We start from the raw sequence: 20,109 nt of genomic DNA, 5'->3' as shown, positions 1-20,109 counted from the left end.
TGTTACTTCGTTAAATAGCCATGTCCATTAACAGATGGTTTTTTTGATAAGAAGAAGGAGTCATTCCAGTAATCTTCTTGAAAGCCATGTTAAAAGTGGATTTGCTATTAAATCCAGACATCTCCCCAATTGCTTCGATCGTTAACTCTGGGTTTTTGCAAAGGAGTTTTTGTGCCTCTTCTACACGAAGTTCATTGATGAAAGTGGTGTAATTGGATTGGAATGTTTCATGAATTACCAATGAGAGATATCGACTGTTGGTGTCAAGTATGTGTGCCAATGTATTTAAGGATAATTCAGGATCTGTGTAGATCTTTTTATGGTTAATTTGAATCTTTAGTCTCTCTAGAATAGGCTTTATGACATTGTCTGGAATTTCTGATACCACCCTTCTCTTTTCAAATTGTGCATCACGCTCTATCTGATTTTGTGCAAATACTTTTTTGCTTTTCTCAATGATGATTGCGTATGACTTTAATTTCTTACGATTCTCTCTCAATACCAAAGAACCTAGTATTATAAAAATTAATAGTATCAATGTCGTAGCATAAAACAGGATTCTATTTTTCTGTATTATAAGCGCTTTATTCTTGTTTTCTAAGGTGATCTCTTTAATCTTTAGCTCTTTTTTCTTTGTTTCATATTTCTTCTCTAGGTCGAGTGCTTTGTTAAAATTCTCTTGATTTAACAGCGTTATTTTGGCATCATGATATCGTTTTTGCCAGTCAATTTCCTCTTTGTATTGTTTGAGTTTATCACAACATTTGATCATGATTTTATAGAAGAGTGTCATGTCGGTGAGACCAAAGTTTTCTGCATCCTTTATCGCTTTTAGACAGAGTTTCTTTGCTTGTTTATATTGCTTTTTGTCAAAGTATATTTGAGATATATTGAGCTGGGCATTCGCTTGTTCTCTAAAGTTATTTAAAAGTTTTGCCTCTTCAATAATACTTTGGTGTATTTTAATCGCCTTATCATATTCCGCGTTCAAATTGTAGATCACTGCCAAATTGTTCATGGCACTCATATACCCTTTTTTATCTCCGATTTGTTGAAATATTGGGATGGAACGATTTATGTAGTCGATTCCTTTGTCTATCTCTTTGAGTTGTAGGTAGACCGTACCAATATTTTGATAACTTGAACATAAAAGATGTAGAGTATTGAGCTCCTGTTGAATATTAGCTCCTTTCTTAAAGTTATCAATGGCTTTGTGAAATTCTCCCCGACGATAGAAGAGACGTGCAATACTATTGTATATAAGAGAAAGTTCATCTTTGTAATCCTTCTTTTCTGCCACATCTCTAGAGTGGAGTAGTAGTTTCATCGCCTGCTCATAATCGTTTTGCTTTATATATATTTTTGCCTGAATATTGTAGGTCTTGACTAAGAGATCGTCATTGTTATTCTTCTCGTAATATTCATTCAATATCGAGAATTTTTCCATTGCTTCTTCAAGTTTGTTTGAACGAAAAAGCATATAGGCATATTCCCAATCCATACTTTTTTGGTTTTCTATCGGAAGATATTTTTTTTGGGAAAGAAGAATCTGAAATAAAGAGTCTGCTTTTTCAAGGTTTCCCTTACGATTCATTATTTTAGCGAGACCAGTCTTTGCTAATAGAGCGATTCTTTTATCCTTCTGCTTTTCCGCCTCTTTCTCCGCTAGAAGATAATATTTCTCCGATTCATCTAGATCTTTATAGAAAAAATCTTCGGCCTCTTTTATGTATTTAATTTGAGGTGATCGAACTTTATTTTGTGCACTTACTGTGAAATTTATAATCCATGAAAGGGTGAAAAGTAATATGTGCAAATATCGTTTTGTTCTCATAATTGATTCATGTTGTGTTTGTAATGAAATTTCCAAAATGCTTAATAATATGAACATTAAAATATGAAAAATATTTTGTTATTCAGTATATTAGGTAGATAAGAAGCTGTATGTATTCGTGGAAATTGAGGAATCATTTTGAGTAAAAGAATCGTAGAATGATCGTTTTGCGATTGTATTTTTATTCAGAACAGACAGAGAGAACTTTGGGGATTACTATTTCTCTAGATGATGGTGAATTATATCGAACAGGATTGCTTGGGATGCATCCTCAAGTTTTCTTGAGAATATTTACTTCATCTTTGAAGACTATTTTATTCTTCCTTTAATACAGATTCGGGGGATTTCGGAAAGAGATTGATGAAGATTGACCGCCACAAATGCAATTGTCAGGTACTGAACGATTTTGCAATTATACATTATTGATGAAGATTGACCGCCACAAATCATGAACAATAACAAAATATCTATATCCCCTGAACTGTCAAATCTTAGGCATCTTGATGTTTTCTATTACTGTAAGCTTCGTGATTGGGCGGTCAATTATTATTTTGAATAACTACTCTATTATAGCGACTACTCTCGATGGTGCAGCAGATGCACCGACAATCTTTAAAGGGAAGGCAGAAATTTTAAATCCTGAAAGTGGTAGTGATCCTAAGTTGACCAATTGCTCCATATGACAGTACTCTTTGTATTGTCCAACAAGATGTGCTTTCCAAAAAATGTCTGGGTTGTTCTCCTTTTTTGCCTTCTGTATAAGGAATGGAAGTGGCATGTCCCATCCCCATGCATCGATACCCATCACTTTCACCCCTTGGTCGATGAGCCACTCTGTTGCCTCTGCACTGACTCCTGCTCCTTTTGTGTGGTAGTCAGATGTCCCAATATATTGGTCGCGGCCAGTTCGAAAAAGAACAATGGTACCTGTAGTGATTTTTAGTTGGTTATGATCTACAAATGCTTTAACCTCCTCTAATGAGATCTCTTCATTATCGAGTTTATGGGCCATATCAATTACTACTCCATCCCCATAACACCATTCTAATGGAATTTCGTCTGCCGTTTTCGCTTTTGAGCCATTGCATGTAGGTGAGTAATGCCAAGGTGCATCTATATGGGTTGTCGCATGTACCCCCATCTTTTGAATACAATCATCTGCCCAACCTATAAAATCCTTTGGAAAGAGTCTAAATGGTAAGCCCAATACTCTAATAAGCCATTTGGCAGATTTATGGGACTTGTGCTTTATTTTTACACGCATAAACCAAGGGTCTTTCTTATTATATTGGATAGGCTTCGATAGATCAATGATTTTCATAAATATAGTAGTGTTTATTATGTTCTATATTTAGTTTGTATCTATCTGCAATAATTTATTACAAATAATATGCTATTCCTTTTGATTAAAATTATCCTTCCACTCTAATGTCTTCATTTTTTTAGTATTTATAACTTCTTTTTTTTACTGCTTGGATCAATTCTATACTCTTTCATTTTTTATATATAAATGGATGATGATAGTGATATTTTCTGTGATGGTTCTTTTCAATCAAAGAATTCCCTCCTTATTGTTATGGATCTTTAATCTCCTTGTTATAGATAAATATTGTTAACATAAGCAAATAAAATAAAACTAATATTTGTGCATCTCTTATCTCTTAACTCACTGTTCAGATAGAAGTATATGTAAATATTATAATATTTATCATAATCTATCTATTTCATAATGAGATGTTCATGATTGCTCTGTTGTATCGGTTAATAACTACCTTCTTTGTGTTGTTGTCTAGTTTATAATTCATTATCTAGTTGAGTGATGTAAGGTTGTATGTTGTCAATATTTGCCAATATACATTATATTCGAATAGATAAACCTTAATTATAAAAATCAACGAATGCAAAAGTTAATCTATGTCGTGGTTGGATTGTTGCTGTGTATCAGCTGTTCCAATGATTCCAACCATAGTGAAGAGAATAGTATATGGTATAGTAATACTTATATACTTGATCATGGGGAGAAGATGTTTACGGATTATGAACCCGATAGTGTACTATATAGTGATAGTGCTAGGGGATATAATATTGATGCGCCTCTGAATTATGCATTGTTAGATACCACACAGTTTCGTCTATTCAATGCACTGCCTTATGATTTTAAGGATGTTGCTGTATATTGTAAAATAGATACTGTCGAACAAGAGTTTATGATTGCTCATTTTGATCTAGTTCCTGGACAATATTGTCAAGTGGGTAAGATTGCAGGAATCGAAAGTCCTACCACTTTTACTACGATTCAGGGAACAGAGCTTTATATGGATGCAATGAAAAAGATGGATCCTGAGCATGTAACTTTCCGAATTATTTGTCCAGATCCTCTCTTTGAAAAGATTTCTAGAATCAAACAGAGTACTCATGTGAAATTTTCTAGATATGGAAGTGGCAACTGGGGGGTATTGAGCCCCAGAGATGCTCGTTATTATACGACCATGTTTGCTAATATGGGGTATCTATATAGTTCTAAGACTTTTGAAGATGCCTTTAAGAACTACGAAGGGATCTTGCATAATAATAATGGGGATCCTATTGATAGGGATGCGGTATATCTATCTATGATTAATAAACCTAAATTAAACCTAGGTGTGGTCACTGGTAGTGGTATAGGTGGCCTTGGTGGTGGTTCTGCTTTTGGTGTTCGAAGTGAATATATTCAGAAGTACTGTACTCTTGGAAATAATTGGCCTTTAGAGGTATATGCTCATGAATTCTCGCATACTATTGGATTTGGACATAGTAGTAATATGACTTATGGCAATAGTAAAGGGAGTTTGGTTAATATAGTAAAACAGGTGTATCTAGAGATGCATAACAAAGGAGACCTTCCTTTTATTGGAGATCCTTTTGCTGTAGATACCGATCCTTTTTTAGAGAAAGAGCCTATTCAGGAAGAGACAGATGCATACCAACTTAAAAATATGAAGATCTAATGAAAAAGATATTATACTTATTGACATTCTTAACATTATGGGGATGTTCTACATCGGATGAATCTCCTTATAATTTTGCTACGTACCATGCTGAAAAGTCTATGGATTATAAACTAGAAGAGACTTACAAGATGCTTAGCCAACCGGAGTCCTACGATTTGGCAAGTTATTTCGTTGATGGGGATCTAATGCTTATTGGCAATAGATCAAAGAGTAGTTATGGAGTAGATGTTCAAAATATAAAGACTGGAGAGGTGTTGCATCACTTCTATTCGTGGGAGACAAAGGATAGTAGGGATACGATTAAATCGCTTGTCTCTGATATGGCTATGAATGAGAAGTATATCTTTCTTCTTCAAAACACCTCTAAAATAGATGTGTTTTCTAAGACCGGATATCAATATGTTACGACCATCGGAACTGGTAAATGGAATTTTACCAATAAAGGACTGATTGCAGGGAATGGCTTATTTCTTCATAATGACCAGCTTTTTGTAAGAGATAGAGAGAAGATTAGTGTGTTTAACGTCGGTTCATTAGAAGATGTGGCTCCTGGCGAACTGGCATGGGTTGCTTTTTCTGCGACACTACCACAAAACAATTATATTGTTCAGTTTGCAAGCTATAAAGGGCGTATCTTTTTTACCGATGTGGTGAATAAGTGTCTTTACTCTTTTGAAGACAAAGTATACCATCAAGGAGAAAAGATCGTGATTGATAAAAGAATTGATTTGGATGTGGAGCCTTGGGGTATCTGTCTCGTGGATGGGGATATTGTGATTTCTGCAAAGAATGATAAATTCTATCAGTTAGTAGATGCTTCTGGTAATATCGAGGAGTTTAAGGTGGAAGGATATAGCAACCGTGACCTAGGAAGACTTTTTTGTGACGAGCATTGGTTTTGGTTCTCGGATACTAGTAGAAATTATATCTCTAAATGCTCTTATCAAGAGAAAGAGCCTGTGGTTGAAACGCCTACAGAGGAAAATCAGCAATAATAGGATGTATTAGTCTATAATGAAACGAAAAGAATGGGTGTCGTGATCCTGTGTAAACATTACCCAACACTTTAATAACGAAATCCAATCTTTTATCGTAAATTTGTGACGTGTAAAAGTCCAATAACCGATTCTTTGGTTGTTGGGCTTTTTATTTATATAAAGCGCGTATCCTTATTCTGTCGTATCGAAAGTGCCTATTTATTTCACTGTTGCAGGGTGATTGCTTCTCTAATGGGAAATGTATAGTTTTGTGGCATTAGGATATAATTATAACGTATGAGAAAAGAAGAGATCGACATTGCAAAAGTAGCCAAGGTGGAGGAGATTGACGGTTTTACCATTTTAGTGGGGCGCAACGCTGCCATGAATGATATCCTTACCGTAAAGATTGCAAATCCGAACGATATATGGATGCATGCTTCTGGGGTCCCTGGATCGCATGTAGTGATTCGTGTGGAGAGCGAAATTCCCAACAAAGAGGTGATCAAGAAAGCGGCGAAACTGGCTGCCAAGAATTCTAAAGGTAAGGGAAAAGTTAATGTAGTATATACCGAAGCAAAGAATGTAAAGAAGAGCAAGGGCTTGAATGTGGGACAGGTAATCATTACCTCTAGTCGCTCTAAAACAGTCAAGGTGTTTGCTGACGATTGATTGAACATCATTTCGTTTTGATAGTTATAACTTGTAGTCTTTATGTGTGCTTTGATCTTAGATACATAAAAGTTCTTTATTGGAGAGTGTAGTCTCGTTATATTTAAGATTGTGTTGTCCTTTTTTATACTGAAAATAATAACCTCTGTTTTAAATAATAGCTTTCTTTATAGGGGTCAAATAGTAATGGTTAAAACATCGTTTTATGAGACTTTATCATGTGTTCGTATGGTTTGCGTTACTCTCTGTTGGGGGATGTTTCGCTTCTTGCTCCACGAAAGAAGAGGTTGTGACACCAGATAAGCCTCTTCCTTCGGATAATTCCTTTTACCATGGGGTAGACCTGAGCTATGTGAATCAAGTCATGGATCATGGAGGAGTATATAAAGAGAACGGTGAAGTCTCGACTCCTTATCATTTTTTGGTGAAAAAAGGGGCCAATTTGGTTCGTCTTCGTCTGTGGCATAATCCTGATTGGGTGAAGTCTATATATGGCGACTCGACTCCACTGTATAGTGGCTTAGAGGATGTGATGAAGTCGATCTCTCTTGCAAAGAGGGAAGGGGCTGCAGTCCTTTTAGATATCCACTATTCAGATACTTGGGCGGACCCTTCTCATCAATCTCCCCCAAAGGCATGGGAGAATATTGATAACATAACAGTTCTGAAGGATTCTGTCTATAACTATACCTACTCTCTTTTGAAGAAGATGGCACTTCAGAACCACCTTCCTGAGTTTGTTCAGATAGGAAATGAGATAAATGGAGGGATACTATCTACTGATACCAAAGCCAACTTCCCGAAACTCTCTGTCTATGATGATCACTGGGACAACCAAGGGCAGGTGATCAATGAAGGGATTCGTGCAGTGCGTCATATTAATAGAGAATTTGGTGGAGATAGTAAAGTGGTACTTCATGTTGCTGATCCGAAGAATCTCTCTTGGTGGTTCGATAATATTAGCGGTAAAGGAGGAGTGACTGACTATGATGTGGCAGGCTTCTCTTACTATTATATATGGCACAAACAGATTGCATTTGCCCAGTTGGAAGACCATATTAGAGATTTTAAAAACTCGATTGGAAAAGAGGTGATGCTTTTAGAGACCTCCTATCCATTTACTATTGCCGATGCCGATAACTATCCTAATAGCTTTGGTAGTCAAGAGCCTCTTGAAGGATACCCTTTCACTTTGGACGGTCAAAAACAGTATATGATCGATTTAACCCAAATGATGATGGACGCAGGGGCTTCGGGTGTTATTATTTGGGAACCTGCTTGGATCTCTTCTCATATGAAAGACTTTTGGGGAACTAGTTCTTCTTGGGATAACTGTACTTTCTTTGATTTTGATGGAGAGATGACAAAGGTGGTTGATTACCTGCACTATCCGTATAAATAGTATTAAGGACTCTATGTAGAGATTGGAGTATTCATACTCAATTATTACAGTTCATCTTTTCTATCGATACTACTTTACTTTTTGGAGATGGGTATATTTGGTATTTCTTCATATTCAGAGGGAAAATATTCTAAAGACGATACCTATCATGTACGAAGTCTCTTTCTTCTCACCACACTTTGTCTCTGTCTTTTATCTCTTCTTTTTTATTTTATCACATTGTTATTCTCTAGTTGATTGTCTCTTATCTATAGGTTTTTCCCAAACAAAAGGGCTGCTTTCACTCTTCTTTTTTATACCTTTAAATAACTCATGGCAGGCTTCTTATGAAGTGCCTTTTTTTAAAAAATATAAAACTATAATAATGAAGACAATATTAATCACAGGTGCAACTGCTGGGATAGGAGAAGCCTGTGCTTCTAAGTTTGGAGTGGAAGGCCACCGCTTGGTACTTACTGGAAGACGTCAAGATCGATTAAATACTATGGTTGAGAATCTTAGTTCTAAAGGGGTGGATGCGTATGCTTTCTGTTTCGATATTACCAAAAAGGAGGAGGTAGATGTCGCTGTGAAAGAGATATTTCATACTGTCGGTACCGTTGATGTATTGATTAATAATGCTGGATTGGCTGTTGGATTAGAACTTCTTCATGAAGGGGTTGTGGACGACTGGGAACGAATGATTGACACCAATATAAAAGGGTTGCTATATATGACGAGGGCTATCGCTCCCAAAATGGTAGAAGTACAAGAGGGACACATCATCAATGTCTCTTCGATTGCAGGAAAAGATGTCTATCGTTTTGGAAATGTATATTGTGCGACGAAGCATGCAGTTGATGCACTAAGTAAAGCGATGCGTGTCGATATGATTCAAGACAATATCAAAGTAACTAATATTGCGCCAGGAATGGTGGAGACAGAGTTTTCATTGGTTCGTTTTAAAGGGGATGCAGCGCGAGCAGATAAGGTATATCAGCAATTTGCCCCTCTTCTAGCAGAAGATATTGCAGATGCGATAGTCTATGTGACCAACACACCAAAGCATGTATGTATCAATGATCTTGTGATTACACCCACAGCACAAGCCAACCCATTCTATACCGTGTAGGTTTTTATAAAATAAGAGCATAGCATAAGAAGTCTCCATGCTTTGCTCTTTTTTTTCACTCTATCTCAGGCACACCAATAATAATAGATCGTTTTGGAGGATCATTATTAGGCTTCGTTATCTTCTCTTTTATGAGTTTCTCTATAACAATAAAACATTTTGGAGGGGAGCTGATCCCCTCTTTTCTTTACTCTATTTCTGGAGTATCCGATTCCGAAAGATATTGTTCAGGGATACGTTTCTTACTCTTTACTCCTAGATCTTTTAACCTCTGTGTCTGTCGAACTAGGTTATCTTTTCCTGTATGAAGCTGTTTGAAAGCCTCTTGAAAACTTCCTTGTGCTTGTGATAGGTTTTTGTCTACCTTCTGTAGGTTTTCTATAAATCCAACAAATTTATCGTATAGTTTGCCTCCTCTCTCTGCAATCTCTAATGCATTAAGGTTTTGGTGCTCTCTCTTCCATAGATCTGACACCAGTTTCAGTGCCGTGATAAGGTTTGTAGGAGAGAGGATCAAAATTCTCTTCTCATATGCATATTGCCATAGTTGAGGCTCATGCTTCATTGCTGCCATATAGGCAGGTTCGTTTGGTATAAACATCATGGTGAAGTCTAGTGCCTCTGGATAGTCATCATATGACTTATTGCTTAAAGTCACCACATGCTTCTTGATGGCATCCACGTGACTCTTTAGTTCCAACTCTTGTTGCTCAGGGTCTGTCGTTTCGCAGTAGCGAATATAGGCATTGAGGGATACTTTGGCATCCACAATCACCTGTCTGTTGTCGGGATATACAATCACTGCATCAGGACGCATTGTATTCCCATGCTCATTACGCAACCTCTTCCCCTCTTGATCTCTAAGGACATGTTCCATAAAGTACTCTTCCCCTTTACGTAGTCCCGATTTCTCTAAGATCGACTCTAGTATCATCTCTCCCCAGTTTCCTTGTACTTTGCTCTCTCCCTTAAGTGCATGAGTAAGGCTTTGGGCATCGGCACTGATTCGATGGTTCAGTTCCATTAACTTCTTTACCTCTTGTTCGAGGCTAAAGCGTTGTTTCGACTCTTTATCGTATACCTCTTCTACTTTGCCCTTAAAGAGGGCAATATTCTCTTGAAGAGGCTTTAATATGGCATCCATCGATGCTTTGTTATTATTAGCAAAGCGTTGGGTGTTGTTCTCTAGTATCCTATTTGCAAGTAGTTCAAACTCTTTCTGTAGTTGCTGTTTTGTCTCTACAATACTTTCTCGTTCTTGTACTACTTTCTGATGCATATTTTTGTTCTCCAACTCTAGGTTAGAAATCGTGATATATTTCTCGTTAAGCGTCTCTTCGCGAGCTTTCAATTGTTGTGTAAGATCTATCTCCTTCGACTTTATATAGGCATTCTCTATCTTAAGTTGCTCATGAGAAGACTGCCATTTCGAGATGCTTACTTTGTTCTCGGTGATTCTTTCCTCCTTCTGAAGAATCATCTCTTTAAGCCTTTGGTTTTCATCTTTTAACTCTATGATCTCTTTCTGAGAGAGTTCATTCATGGACTGGTGACGAATAAGCTCATCTCTTTGTTGGGTTTGGCTTTTCTGTTCTGTCTTCAGTTCTCTATTTTCATTTTTGAGAATTTCTAATTCAATATTTTCAGTGGCTTGATTCGTAGGCTGGCCTCTCTTTCTAGAAAGGATTAGATACGAAAGAAGAATTAGAATACAGATTAACAGAATTGTCTCGATCATAATAGAAATGTTTTAATACTTATCTTCAAAACTTTACGGGAACATTTTCTCTTTTCTGGCGTATTTGTGTTAACAAACTTTGTGCTTCTATACATCCATTGATTGCTGCTCTTTGAATGTGTCTACTACCTTCGTTTCGATCCTGTCTCCCACATGTACCATAATATAAGCTATACCCAAGAAAATAGTCGAAGAATGGGTCGTGAGGTGTTTGTAATGCCAGCTCCCGATATAGGCTTAATGCTAACTCGGGATGTTTGTCCACCCCTTCTCCCTTTTGTAGTCGAACTCCCATAGAGTATCGTGCCTGCATTACTCCACCTTCGGAGGCTTTACGAAACCAATGAAAAGCTCTTGATTGGTTTTTACTCGTTCCTTCTCCTCGAAGATATCGAAGAGCTAAAGAGTATTGTGCCAAAGGGTATCCCTGTAGCGCTGAACGCTTAAAATTTTGGTATGCCAACGAATCATTTTTCTCCTTTCCCTCTCCTTTATAGTAGCACAGACCTAGTAGATATTCTGCTCGAGGTTCCTGTTGTGCTACCGCTTTCTCTATCCAAAAGAGGGCTTTGGATATGTCTTTTTTTATGGTATCTCCGACAAGATACGACTTTCCAATGCGATATTGTGCTTGTGGATTCCCTTTTTCTGCTTGTGCTATCCAATCTTGTTGTGTTGCCAGACATGGATAAGCAAATAGGAGCATCATTGTAAAGAGGATTTGCTTCATGATATAAAAGTTATAATATGTTGTAAAAATAAAATAATTGTTGTTTAGAGCATCCTCTTTTGCCTTAAAAAATCGTTTTGTTTTGTTATTTATTTAGGGGTGGTGAATCTGATAATGTGTGTGATAATAATCTAATATATTGAGTTTTAATGGGGGGATTGGAGTTCGTTTCGTTCCCGAGATACAGAAATCTTATTTTAAGGAGATCTATTTTTATAGTTGATGGTTTTTATAAAAAAGAAAGCGTTGACATACAACGAATGTAGTCAACGCTTTTTTCTATTTTAATATGGTTGGGACTTATCCTTTGTAAAGAATATCTGCACCAATTGTTCCATAAATTTTATCTAGATACGCATCCGATTTAACAAATACAAGTTGCGTTTTTAAAGCTTCTAGCTTCTCTTTTAAAGCCAATTTTTCAGTGTACTCCTCATTATATGATTTAGAGATAAAGTCATTCAAATAAGTAATCTCTTTTTCGTAGTAATGCGTATCGATCTCTTGTTTGCGTACGAGGCGAGCTTTGTACCAATCAGAGTTCAATACTACTTCTCTGTCGAACATGTTTCTCAACTCTTGATCGCTAAGATCTTTTCCTTCGTAATGTCCATAAGCCATCATATGAAGAAGTACTTTTACTGGTGGTATTGCACCCTCTACACTGTTGTCAGCGAAGTAGTTTAATGCCACTTTCTCTTGTGCCTCTACAATGTTGTTTACACCATCAACAAAAGCTTCCATGTCTTGCAATTCTGGTTTTAACATTTTTTCTGTAAAGACAGCTCCTGGTTCATCAAAAACACGACCCATATAACGGAATAGGAAATCTTGTGTGACACGATAACCCAAACGAGATGCTTTTATTACTTTGCCTTCAAACTCAAAGTCCTCAAGCTTCTCTAGCGAACCATTCTCAATCAATTGGTTTGCATCCGCATCTTCAGCAGTCATACGACACCATAACTCTGGTACCAATAGAGAGATATCATGATCGAAACGATTCTCTGATCCTACCCATCCTGCTGCAGTCGAATAGCCTTGATAGTTTGTCAAGATAAATGACAACAACGAGTTATTGATATCACTTGTCGCAGAAAGCATATTGAAAGGCCCTTTTGTCAAAGCACCCTCTGTACCAGCTCCTGTTGTTGATGGAGATTTACCAGTCAAACTACAGATAAAATCCATTAGTAGCTCAGGTAGCTCTTGGTAGTGTAGTGGGTTATACACACTCAAAGGACGTATTCCTGCAGCTTTATCCTGAGGATTGTTACGACGTCCTGAAAGTACTGCATTCACTGGGCGATACACTGGACGGTCTGTACCAATATTACGTGAAACTCTCATCCCTATATCCGTGATATAGTTTTCAAAAGGATCTTTATCTGTTCTCTTTTGAAGGTAACGAGGGTTTTTCGTTGGTTTACCATCACCAATAATACGAGGGTGAGAAGGTGCAATAAAGTAGTTGGCTCCTTCGCCATTGGCTACTTTTTGAATCAAATCCTTCACAGGCTGCGTATATTGATCGAATCCAATAGCATCCGAAACGAGTGCTTTAGCCTGCTCACGATCCATTGGTTCGTAGTTTGAGATAAAGGTGTTTGGACTAGTCAAATCAGCCTCCGCCTCTTTATCATATCCTCTTACGATTGCCTCATCAGGACGTTGAAAGAAGAAATTCTCACAGTTCGTTGTAAATTTAACCGATGGGTTATCCACCTTTTTCGACATATTGATTTGTGAAGTAGGAACTACAACTGAAGCAGAGATATCATCTTCCATCTGAACTTTCTGAGCAGCCATAAAGTCTGTTCTCAGTTTATGTAGATACCAAGAGTTATCTAGATCGAATCCCAAACGTAGGTACGATGCGATTACTTTACGGTTGTTGAAATTCAACTCATGCCCCTGCTTTCCATTCACTGTATCCACAGAGAATAATTCTTTCCATCCTTGCTGGTCTCCTTTCTCTCTATAAAGACGCTTGATAAACAGTACGATCGATTTTACACGGTCTGGTATTGTTTTAAGAAATTCGTTGTACTCCTCTATATGATATTCACTAGGAGTTAAAAGCTTAATAACAGATCCAATAGAACGCTCAGGACTTAAAAGTGAACGAGAACCACGCTTGGTCTTATCTTTACGCTCTTTCCAACGCTTAGAGTAGTCGTAGTTGATCACTTGATCAATCAAATCGAAATCTTTCTCGAAGTCGTCCACGAAAAGAGAACCGTAGATGATCGCATTCATTAGAGATTTAGAGATCTCACTCTTACCTCCACCAGATACTGTTGCTGGCTTATGACAGAATGTCCCTTCAGCAAAAGTACTTATCAATCTCCATGAAGGAGCCGAAGGGTGCTTCTCCATATGGATTTTATGTCCTGATGGGTGAATGAAGATATATCCTGGTTGCAATGAAAGATGAAAGGGTTGTCCGTGATGATTCCATGTCACTTTTCCCTGATATATATCCATGTTTGCATCCTCTTGGATATAGAAAACATTCGGATAGCGTTTGTCTACCCCGTAATTTTCAGGATACACCTCCATGACATTACCTAATGTCTGTTTTACATCCTCGAAGCTATAACTCTTTTTCAACATACGCATATATTGAACTCCTGAGAAGAAGTCTCCTAAATTCATACGTTGGAAAGCGATAGCACCTCCAGCATGCTCCTCTTCAACCAAACCGTAAAGATTGGCAGAGTACCCAATTTGAGTTTTTACCTCTTTCTTTGAGTATCCATAATAGTTGTCGGCAATCAAGGTGACTGTAACCCCTCTGTCGTCACGACATGTTAATTTGAATGGCGAACCATCGTTATATTTTTCTGTCTCCTCTTTCCAACACATTTCGTCTTTACGTTGACGTTCTGTTGCATCATCATAATGAGGAAGGCCAAGTTCTTTTTTGGTGTAATTTGATAGGTGTGGAGCCAAAACGATACATCCTGTATGTCCAGTCCAATGGTCTGGATCTAATGCTGCATCATTTTCAGCCAAATAAGGATCGCCTGCATTTCCAAAGATGGTCTCTACAAAGTCGATATTACTTACGAGTGCTCCTGGTGCATAAAAACGAATCTCCATTCGCTTCTCTTCAATAAAGTTTGCAACCTTAGGACAAACTACAGGGCGAATTAAGAATGAGGTGAAAACCTCCGATTTCTCCTCTTGTGCCGAAGTAAATGGAAGGGTCTTTAGCTCTTGGTCTGGTTGCATTGCCAATTGAAATAGCTTTGCAAAAGTATTTCTTGGAACCTCTTTTTTGTCCAATGGTACTGGAAGTCCATCAGCTACAATATGAAAAGTCCCTTTGGTAGTACGTTTGTCGTTCCTTGGGTTGTTTACCAATCCTTGCTCCACACGTGTGGTGGTGACATATTGGTTCTTAAAAATATCTTTGTTTGGAGGAAGACTTAGAACTCTTGCCAATCCTGGACGATCCAACACGAGAGTCTGTGTAGGTAATTTTACCTCGACATCTAAATCTTTTAGGTAGTCATTAAGGAAGTTTTCGATACGTTTGTCCGCTGCAGATATTCTATCATCCATACGACGATATTTCTCTTTGAAACTTAACATTAACTCCTCTGTAAGTTGTAAAATAGCACTTTGGTTTTCAGAAGTATCTGAATCAAACTTAAATCCTGGCTGCCCAAGCTCTGTAAGCTTAAGGTTCAGGTACTGGATAAGGTCTTTGTTCTGTAACATAGCTGTATTTTATAAACTATCTATTAACAAGTTGATCTATCAAATATTTGTAATCCTTTGTATATTTCAACTTAATGAAACTGTACTAAATCACCCCAAATAAGTTTTGCTCTGTTCGATAGCAAAAACCTGCCTGACTACTATTGAGTACAGTTTATGTATTCCCATTGCTTATACAAATATGTGTATTGACAATATGTTTGAAATACTTTTGTAAATATAGCACTATGATGATATAAAACAAATGAATTTGACTAAAAGTGTGGGATTTTTATAAAAAAACAGCATTGTGTGTAAAAGTCTATAGACTAAGAATTTGAGTCGACTCTAGATGTAGAAAAATCGACCTGTTTAAAGAGAGTAATTGCCAAATATTCATGTTAAGGAATTGCCTTAAAAACCTAGTTGAATTTGGTCTCTAAAGAGGGAAGTTTTATTGAGTTCGTGCTTTAAAGATATGTAATTTTTATGATAGATGTAGTGAAAAGTAAGATAATTTATTTTGAGTCATTAAAAATTAACATTCTTTTTTATGTTCTCGAGCATATTTTTTACACCATAATTGAAGCCCACAATGTTCGCATTTCGGCTTTCTTGCAACGCATGTATATCGACCATGAAGTATCAGCCAATGGTGTGCTATAGGTAGTAGTTCTTCGGGGATATATTTAATTAACTGCTTCTCTGTTTCTAGTGGCGTTTTCGATCGATAAGATAGTCCAATGCGCTCTGATACTCTAAAGACATGGGTGTCTACAGCCATGGCTGGTTTATCGAAGATCACAGAAACGATCACATTGGCTGTTTTACGTCCCACTCCTGGTAGTTTAACCAATTCTGTCACGGTATTCGGAACTTGTGATTCATATTCGTTTTGTAGCATCTGTGCCATGCCCACTAGATATTTGGCTTTGTTATTGGGGAAAGAGATGGAACGGATATATTCGAAAATCTCAGGAACCTCTGCCTCTGCCATCTTCTCCACTGTTGGAAAACGTTCAAAAAGAGCAGGCGTTACCATATTCACTCTCTTGTCGGTGCATTGTGCCGATAAAATCACTGCTACCAAAAGTTCGAATGGCGTTCTGTAGTCTAACTCTGTCTCTGCAATGGGCATATTTGTTTGAAACCACTCTATTACCTTCTGGAATCTCTCTTTTTTATCCATCTTATTATTTTTTAATGAGATCTCCTGCCTCTTTGATTTGTTCTTCTTTATCGTCACAAACTTAAACAATTATCAAATAGTTCGTGTTAATTATTCTGTAAGTATGGACGATTCATTGATCGATTTTATCGAACCCATTATCAACATAATCTATGAGTGTGGGGTTGTGGCACAGATGGGGTCGTCTATTTGTTAACGAAATGTGAATCTGTGTTAATCATTGATTAAAACAGATGAAATTTCATGATATGGTTTGATTTTTGAATGATTCACAAATCAAGTTTTTAAAGTTATAAACAAATAATATAAACAACTATGTACCGTAATTTAACTCGTATTTTAATGCTTGTGGCCATCTTCTTTTCTATCTCATTAGTAGAGACAGTAATGGCTCAAGATGCTCAAAGCACTCCAGCGCCTGCACCTGTTGTAAGTGAGACGCCAACACTTGTGCTAGAATCTGGTACGGTAATCCCTATTAAATTAACCTCCAACTTGATTGCATCATCAAGCAAACCTGGTGATAAGTTCTCGGGGGTAGTATCTATGGATATTATTGCCAAAGATGGTTCGGTGCTTCCACAAAATAGTAAAGTGCAGGGCGAGATTGTGTCTGCTAAAAAAGGTGGACGTTTGGCTGGATCTGCCGAAATGGTATTGAAACTGAATTTTGTGCAGTATGAGAAAAAGTATCATCCTATTGTTTCGATGGGCTTAAAGATTAATACAGAAGGAGCTGGGAAGGAGACTATCCGTAAAGCAGGAGCTGGTGCCGCTATTGGAGCTGCCTTTAATGGTGGTAAAGGAGCTGGTCGTGGTGCTGCTGTCATGGGAGGTTTGCAACTATTGTCTCATAATGGAGACATGCGTATTCCTGCTGGCTATGTTTTAAACTTCACATTGGGGCAAGAGTTGAAGTTTTAGTCTTTGCCTTTGGGTGTTCGAATTGGTTTAGTATTTAAATTTTAAAGATAAACGTTGTCGTGAAAAATGTTCTTTTATTATTGGCTCTCTTTGTGTCATTGCCAATGTTTGCACAAAGAGTTAGACGAACTACAGTAGTTCGACCAAGTTATAACAGAGTGATGGTCACACCACCTCGTAGAACTGTTATTGTACATACCCCGCCAAGACATGTGGTGGTGGTACGTCCTCCTGTTTATAGAGGACCTGCATTCTGGGGACCATACTGGCATCCTGTAGGATTTTATGTGCCTATGTTGCCTCCTGGATATATGACTGTTTATGTGAATGGATTCCCTTATTACTATACAGAAGGGGTATATTACGTGAAGTCTGATTCTAAATATAAGGTTACAGAGGCGCCAGTTGGGGCTGTTGTATCCTCTCTACCTGAAAATTGTACGACTTTCGACTATCAAGGAAGTACATACTTTTACTATGCGGGTACTTACTATCTGAAAATAAAAAAGAAGAAGTACAAAGTAGTGAAAGCTCCTATTGGGGTGATGGTTACGGAACTTCCTGAAGGAACAAAGTCGATCAATCAAGGTGGGGTTACTTTCTATGTCTGTCACGGAACTTACTATCGACCAGAGCCTGTCGGAGATTCTGTACACTATGTGGTAGTTCCAAATCCATCAGGAGAGATTCTAAAAGAGATTCCTGAAGGGGCTACTGTAGTGAAGAAAGATGGGGATTCTTACTATAGTTATTCTGGGAAATACTATAAGGCGGTAGTGCAGGATGGAAATGTGGTCTATAAACAGGTGTTTTTCTAAAAACTCCATATAACATTTTTAAGAGGGGGGTGTGAAAACACTCCCTTTTTTATTTACGATAGACTACCTTACTGTTTTGATTGGCTCAGATTGTTGGGTGTGAATGATTTTAAAGGTTGCATATTTTGGAGCTTTACGCAGAAATATTTCTTTTGCAAAAAAAATAAAATGAGCAAACATGTTTTTCCAATAAAGGTGGATCGTTACCCATTCTATTATGGATGGATTGTGATGATTGTCGGTGCTTTAGGAATGCTTGGTAGTATTCCTGGACAACCTTTTGGGGTGTCTGCATTTACAGACTCCCTATTAGATGCTACCGATGTGTCTAGAGATCAGTTGAGTGCCTTCTATCTAATTGGGACATTGCTTAGTGCACTATGTTTGCCTATCATAGGAAAGATATACGACCGTATTGGGGTTCGTAAGGTGATGCTTACTGCCACTTTTACCCTTGCGATGATGCAACTCTTACTATCCTATACCACGGAAGTTTCACAGCTTATTGGAGGAGGTGTACTGTTATGGGTCTATCTGGTGATGATCTTCTTTTCGATTCGTATTATGGGACAGGGCACCATGGCACTGGTCTCCCGTGCGATGATCATGAAATGGTTTGATAAGAAACGAGGTATTGCCAATGCAGTCAGCGGAACGATGGTTAGCGTTGGCTTCTCTATTGCGCCCTCTCTGTTGCTGATCCTTCTCTATCACTATGGTTGGATCTCGTCCTATCGTATTCTAGCACTCTCTCTTCTTGTAATCTTTGTGCTTGTTTTTTTCTTCTATGCGGATGCTCCAGCCGAATATGGATTGTACCCAGATGGGAAAAAGAGTGGGGAGGCTGACAGCCACGACAAACAAGAGAAGGGAAGCCCTCTCTCTCTTGCCATTCGAACCTATCCGTTTTGGATCATATGTCTTGTGACTGCTTTCTGTAACTTCTTTATAGGAGGTTTTACTTTTCATATAACCTCTATTGCAGAGGAGTTTATGTGGAGTAAAGAGGCTATGGTTCAGTTTTTTATTTATGTCACCGTTCTATCTGTTTTTTTTGCATTGCTAGCCAATGTGTTAAGCGATTTTGTTCGGTCTAGCTATATCCTTGCTTTTTGTATGTTGGGTATTGTCATTGCCTCATTTGGCTTTATGATGAAAGGAGAGGGGATCTACTACTATGTGTTGGTGGTTGGTTTTGCAATATTCTCGGGCTTCTTTACTGCCTCTGCAGCCGTATTTCATCCTAAATATTTTGGTAACAAATACCTTGGTCAGATTAGTGGATTCAATATGTTAGTCATGGTGGTCTTTAGCTCCATATCGCCATTTATCTTCAGTCTCTCCAAAAGTCATCTAGGAAGCTATAGTTGGGCAGCATATCTATGTCTAGCAATATCTATTATCCTACTTGTTGCTGCGTTATTCGTAAAAGAACCAAAGCAAAATCAGTAATTTATATTGGGGAATATTATACTAGACTTGAACCTATGTTAGAGGATCGAGTGAAGAAAATAGTTGCCATAATGTTGCGTGTTTTGATATCAGTTGCGTGATGTAATGTTGTCGTTTATAGGTTGTTATGATGAGAATAGAAAGCCGTTTAGTTGAGGCTTCTATGGAATTATCGAGAGGCTTACATGATCACTTGTTATGGTTTTTATGGCATTGGGGTGATGCTGAAGTGATGTTTGTTTTTGGTTTTTATTGCATTTAGGTAAGGATAGCATGATATTTTGAGATATTTTGAAAGATGTTTTATACCTGTTTGATCATTACATTGTTCATGTTTTAACCAAATCATATTCATGCTTCAACCACCGAATCGATGGAGAATCGATGGACAAACCATGAACAAACCATGGACAAACCATGGACAAACCATGGACAAAGTAGCCTTCAATCCCCTATTATTCCCCCATTTGGGCATAATATTAAATATCTATTTTTCATGTATATTGTTTTGTTACAACAGATGGATAGCAGGAGCTTCTTAACTCCCAGGAGTTTACGCATCGA

14 protein-coding genes are annotated in these 20,109 nt (G+C 37.6%); 8 read left to right on the top strand and 6 right to left on the bottom strand.

Annotated elements, in window-relative coordinates; all coding sequences use genetic code 11:
• Positions 1-10: 10 nt before the first annotated feature.
• Both K4L44_09560 and K4L44_09555 read right to left on the bottom strand, forming a co-directional pair.
• Positions 11-1,834, bottom strand: a complete 1,824-nt coding sequence (locus tag K4L44_09560; GenBank protein ID QZE12834.1) for an AraC family transcriptional regulator — start codon at positions 1,832-1,834, stop codon at positions 11-13.
• Between the two features lie 559 nt (positions 1,835-2,393).
• Positions 2,394-3,155 carry a cyclase family protein gene (locus K4L44_09555; protein QZE12833.1) on the bottom strand — a complete coding sequence of 254 codons (762 nt, stop codon included), beginning with the start codon at positions 3,153-3,155 and terminating at the stop codon, positions 2,394-2,396.
• A gap of 577 nt (positions 3,156-3,732) precedes the next feature.
• Between K4L44_09555 and K4L44_09550 the strand changes: the two genes are divergently transcribed.
• The 5 genes from K4L44_09550 to K4L44_09530 all read left to right on the top strand — a co-directional run bounded on the left by K4L44_09550 (position 3,733) and on the right by K4L44_09530 (position 8,986).
• Entirely contained in the window at positions 3,733-4,821 is a 1,089-nt protein-coding gene (locus K4L44_09550; GenBank protein ID QZE12832.1) for a hypothetical protein, read from the top strand.
• A complete protein-coding gene (locus K4L44_09545) occupies positions 4,821-5,819 on the top strand; it encodes a hypothetical protein (protein ID QZE12831.1) in 999 nt (332 codons plus the stop codon). The genes K4L44_09550 and K4L44_09545 overlap by 1 nt, the downstream gene beginning before the upstream one ends.
• A 279-nt stretch (positions 5,820-6,098) precedes the next feature.
• Entirely contained in the window at positions 6,099-6,473 is a 375-nt protein-coding gene (locus K4L44_09540; GenBank protein ID QZE12830.1) for an NFACT RNA binding domain-containing protein, read from the top strand.
• A gap of 205 nt (positions 6,474-6,678) precedes the next feature.
• Complete coding sequence (locus K4L44_09535; GenBank protein QZE12829.1) at positions 6,679-7,875, top strand: arabinogalactan endo-1,4-beta-galactosidase; 1,197 nt, start codon at positions 6,679-6,681, stop codon at positions 7,873-7,875.
• A gap of 361 nt (positions 7,876-8,236) precedes the next feature.
• Positions 8,237-8,986: an SDR family NAD(P)-dependent oxidoreductase gene (locus tag K4L44_09530; protein ID QZE15990.1), complete on the top strand. Its 750-nt coding sequence runs from the start codon at positions 8,237-8,239 to the stop codon at positions 8,984-8,986.
• 187 nt (positions 8,987-9,173) lie between these two features.
• Here the strand turns inward: K4L44_09530 and rmuC are convergent, their stop codons facing one another.
• From rmuC to nth, 4 genes are all read right to left on the bottom strand, one after another.
• The gene (gene rmuC, locus K4L44_09525) at positions 9,174-10,724 is read right to left on the bottom strand and encodes a DNA recombination protein RmuC (protein ID QZE12828.1); all 1,551 of its coding nucleotides are present in this window, start codon (positions 10,722-10,724) and stop codon (positions 9,174-9,176) included.
• A 25-nt stretch (positions 10,725-10,749) separates the two neighbouring features.
• Positions 10,750-11,454: a sel1 repeat family protein gene (locus K4L44_09520; GenBank protein QZE12827.1), complete on the bottom strand. Its 705-nt coding sequence runs from the start codon at positions 11,452-11,454 to the stop codon at positions 10,750-10,752.
• Between the two features lie 300 nt (positions 11,455-11,754).
• On the bottom strand, positions 11,755-15,183 hold the full coding sequence (locus K4L44_09515; protein QZE12826.1) for a hypothetical protein: 3,429 nt from the start codon (positions 15,181-15,183) through the stop codon (positions 11,755-11,757).
• A gap of 517 nt (positions 15,184-15,700) precedes the next feature.
• Positions 15,701-16,351, bottom strand: a complete 651-nt coding sequence (nth, locus tag K4L44_09510) for an endonuclease III (protein QZE12825.1) — start codon at positions 16,349-16,351, stop codon at positions 15,701-15,703.
• 315 nt (positions 16,352-16,666) lie between these two features.
• Between nth and K4L44_09505 the strand changes: the two genes are divergently transcribed.
• The 3 genes from K4L44_09505 to K4L44_09495 all read left to right on the top strand — a co-directional run bounded on the left by K4L44_09505 (position 16,667) and on the right by K4L44_09495 (position 19,545).
• Positions 16,667-17,275 carry a hypothetical protein gene (locus K4L44_09505; protein ID QZE12824.1) on the top strand — a complete coding sequence of 203 codons (609 nt, stop codon included), beginning with the start codon at positions 16,667-16,669 and terminating at the stop codon, positions 17,273-17,275.
• A 59-nt stretch (positions 17,276-17,334) separates the two neighbouring features.
• A complete protein-coding gene (locus K4L44_09500; GenBank protein QZE12823.1) occupies positions 17,335-18,093 on the top strand; it encodes a hypothetical protein in 759 nt (252 codons plus the stop codon).
• 168 nt (positions 18,094-18,261) lie between these two features.
• Entirely contained in the window at positions 18,262-19,545 is a 1,284-nt protein-coding gene (locus K4L44_09495; protein QZE12822.1) for an MFS transporter, read from the top strand.
• Positions 19,546-20,109: the final 564 nt, after the last annotated feature.

This window comes from Prolixibacteraceae bacterium, assembly GCA_019720755.1.
Classification (GTDB): domain Bacteria; phylum Bacteroidota; class Bacteroidia; order Bacteroidales; family Prolixibacteraceae; genus Halosquirtibacter; species Halosquirtibacter laminarini.
This window is presented reverse-complemented; position numbering and strand designations above follow the sequence as displayed.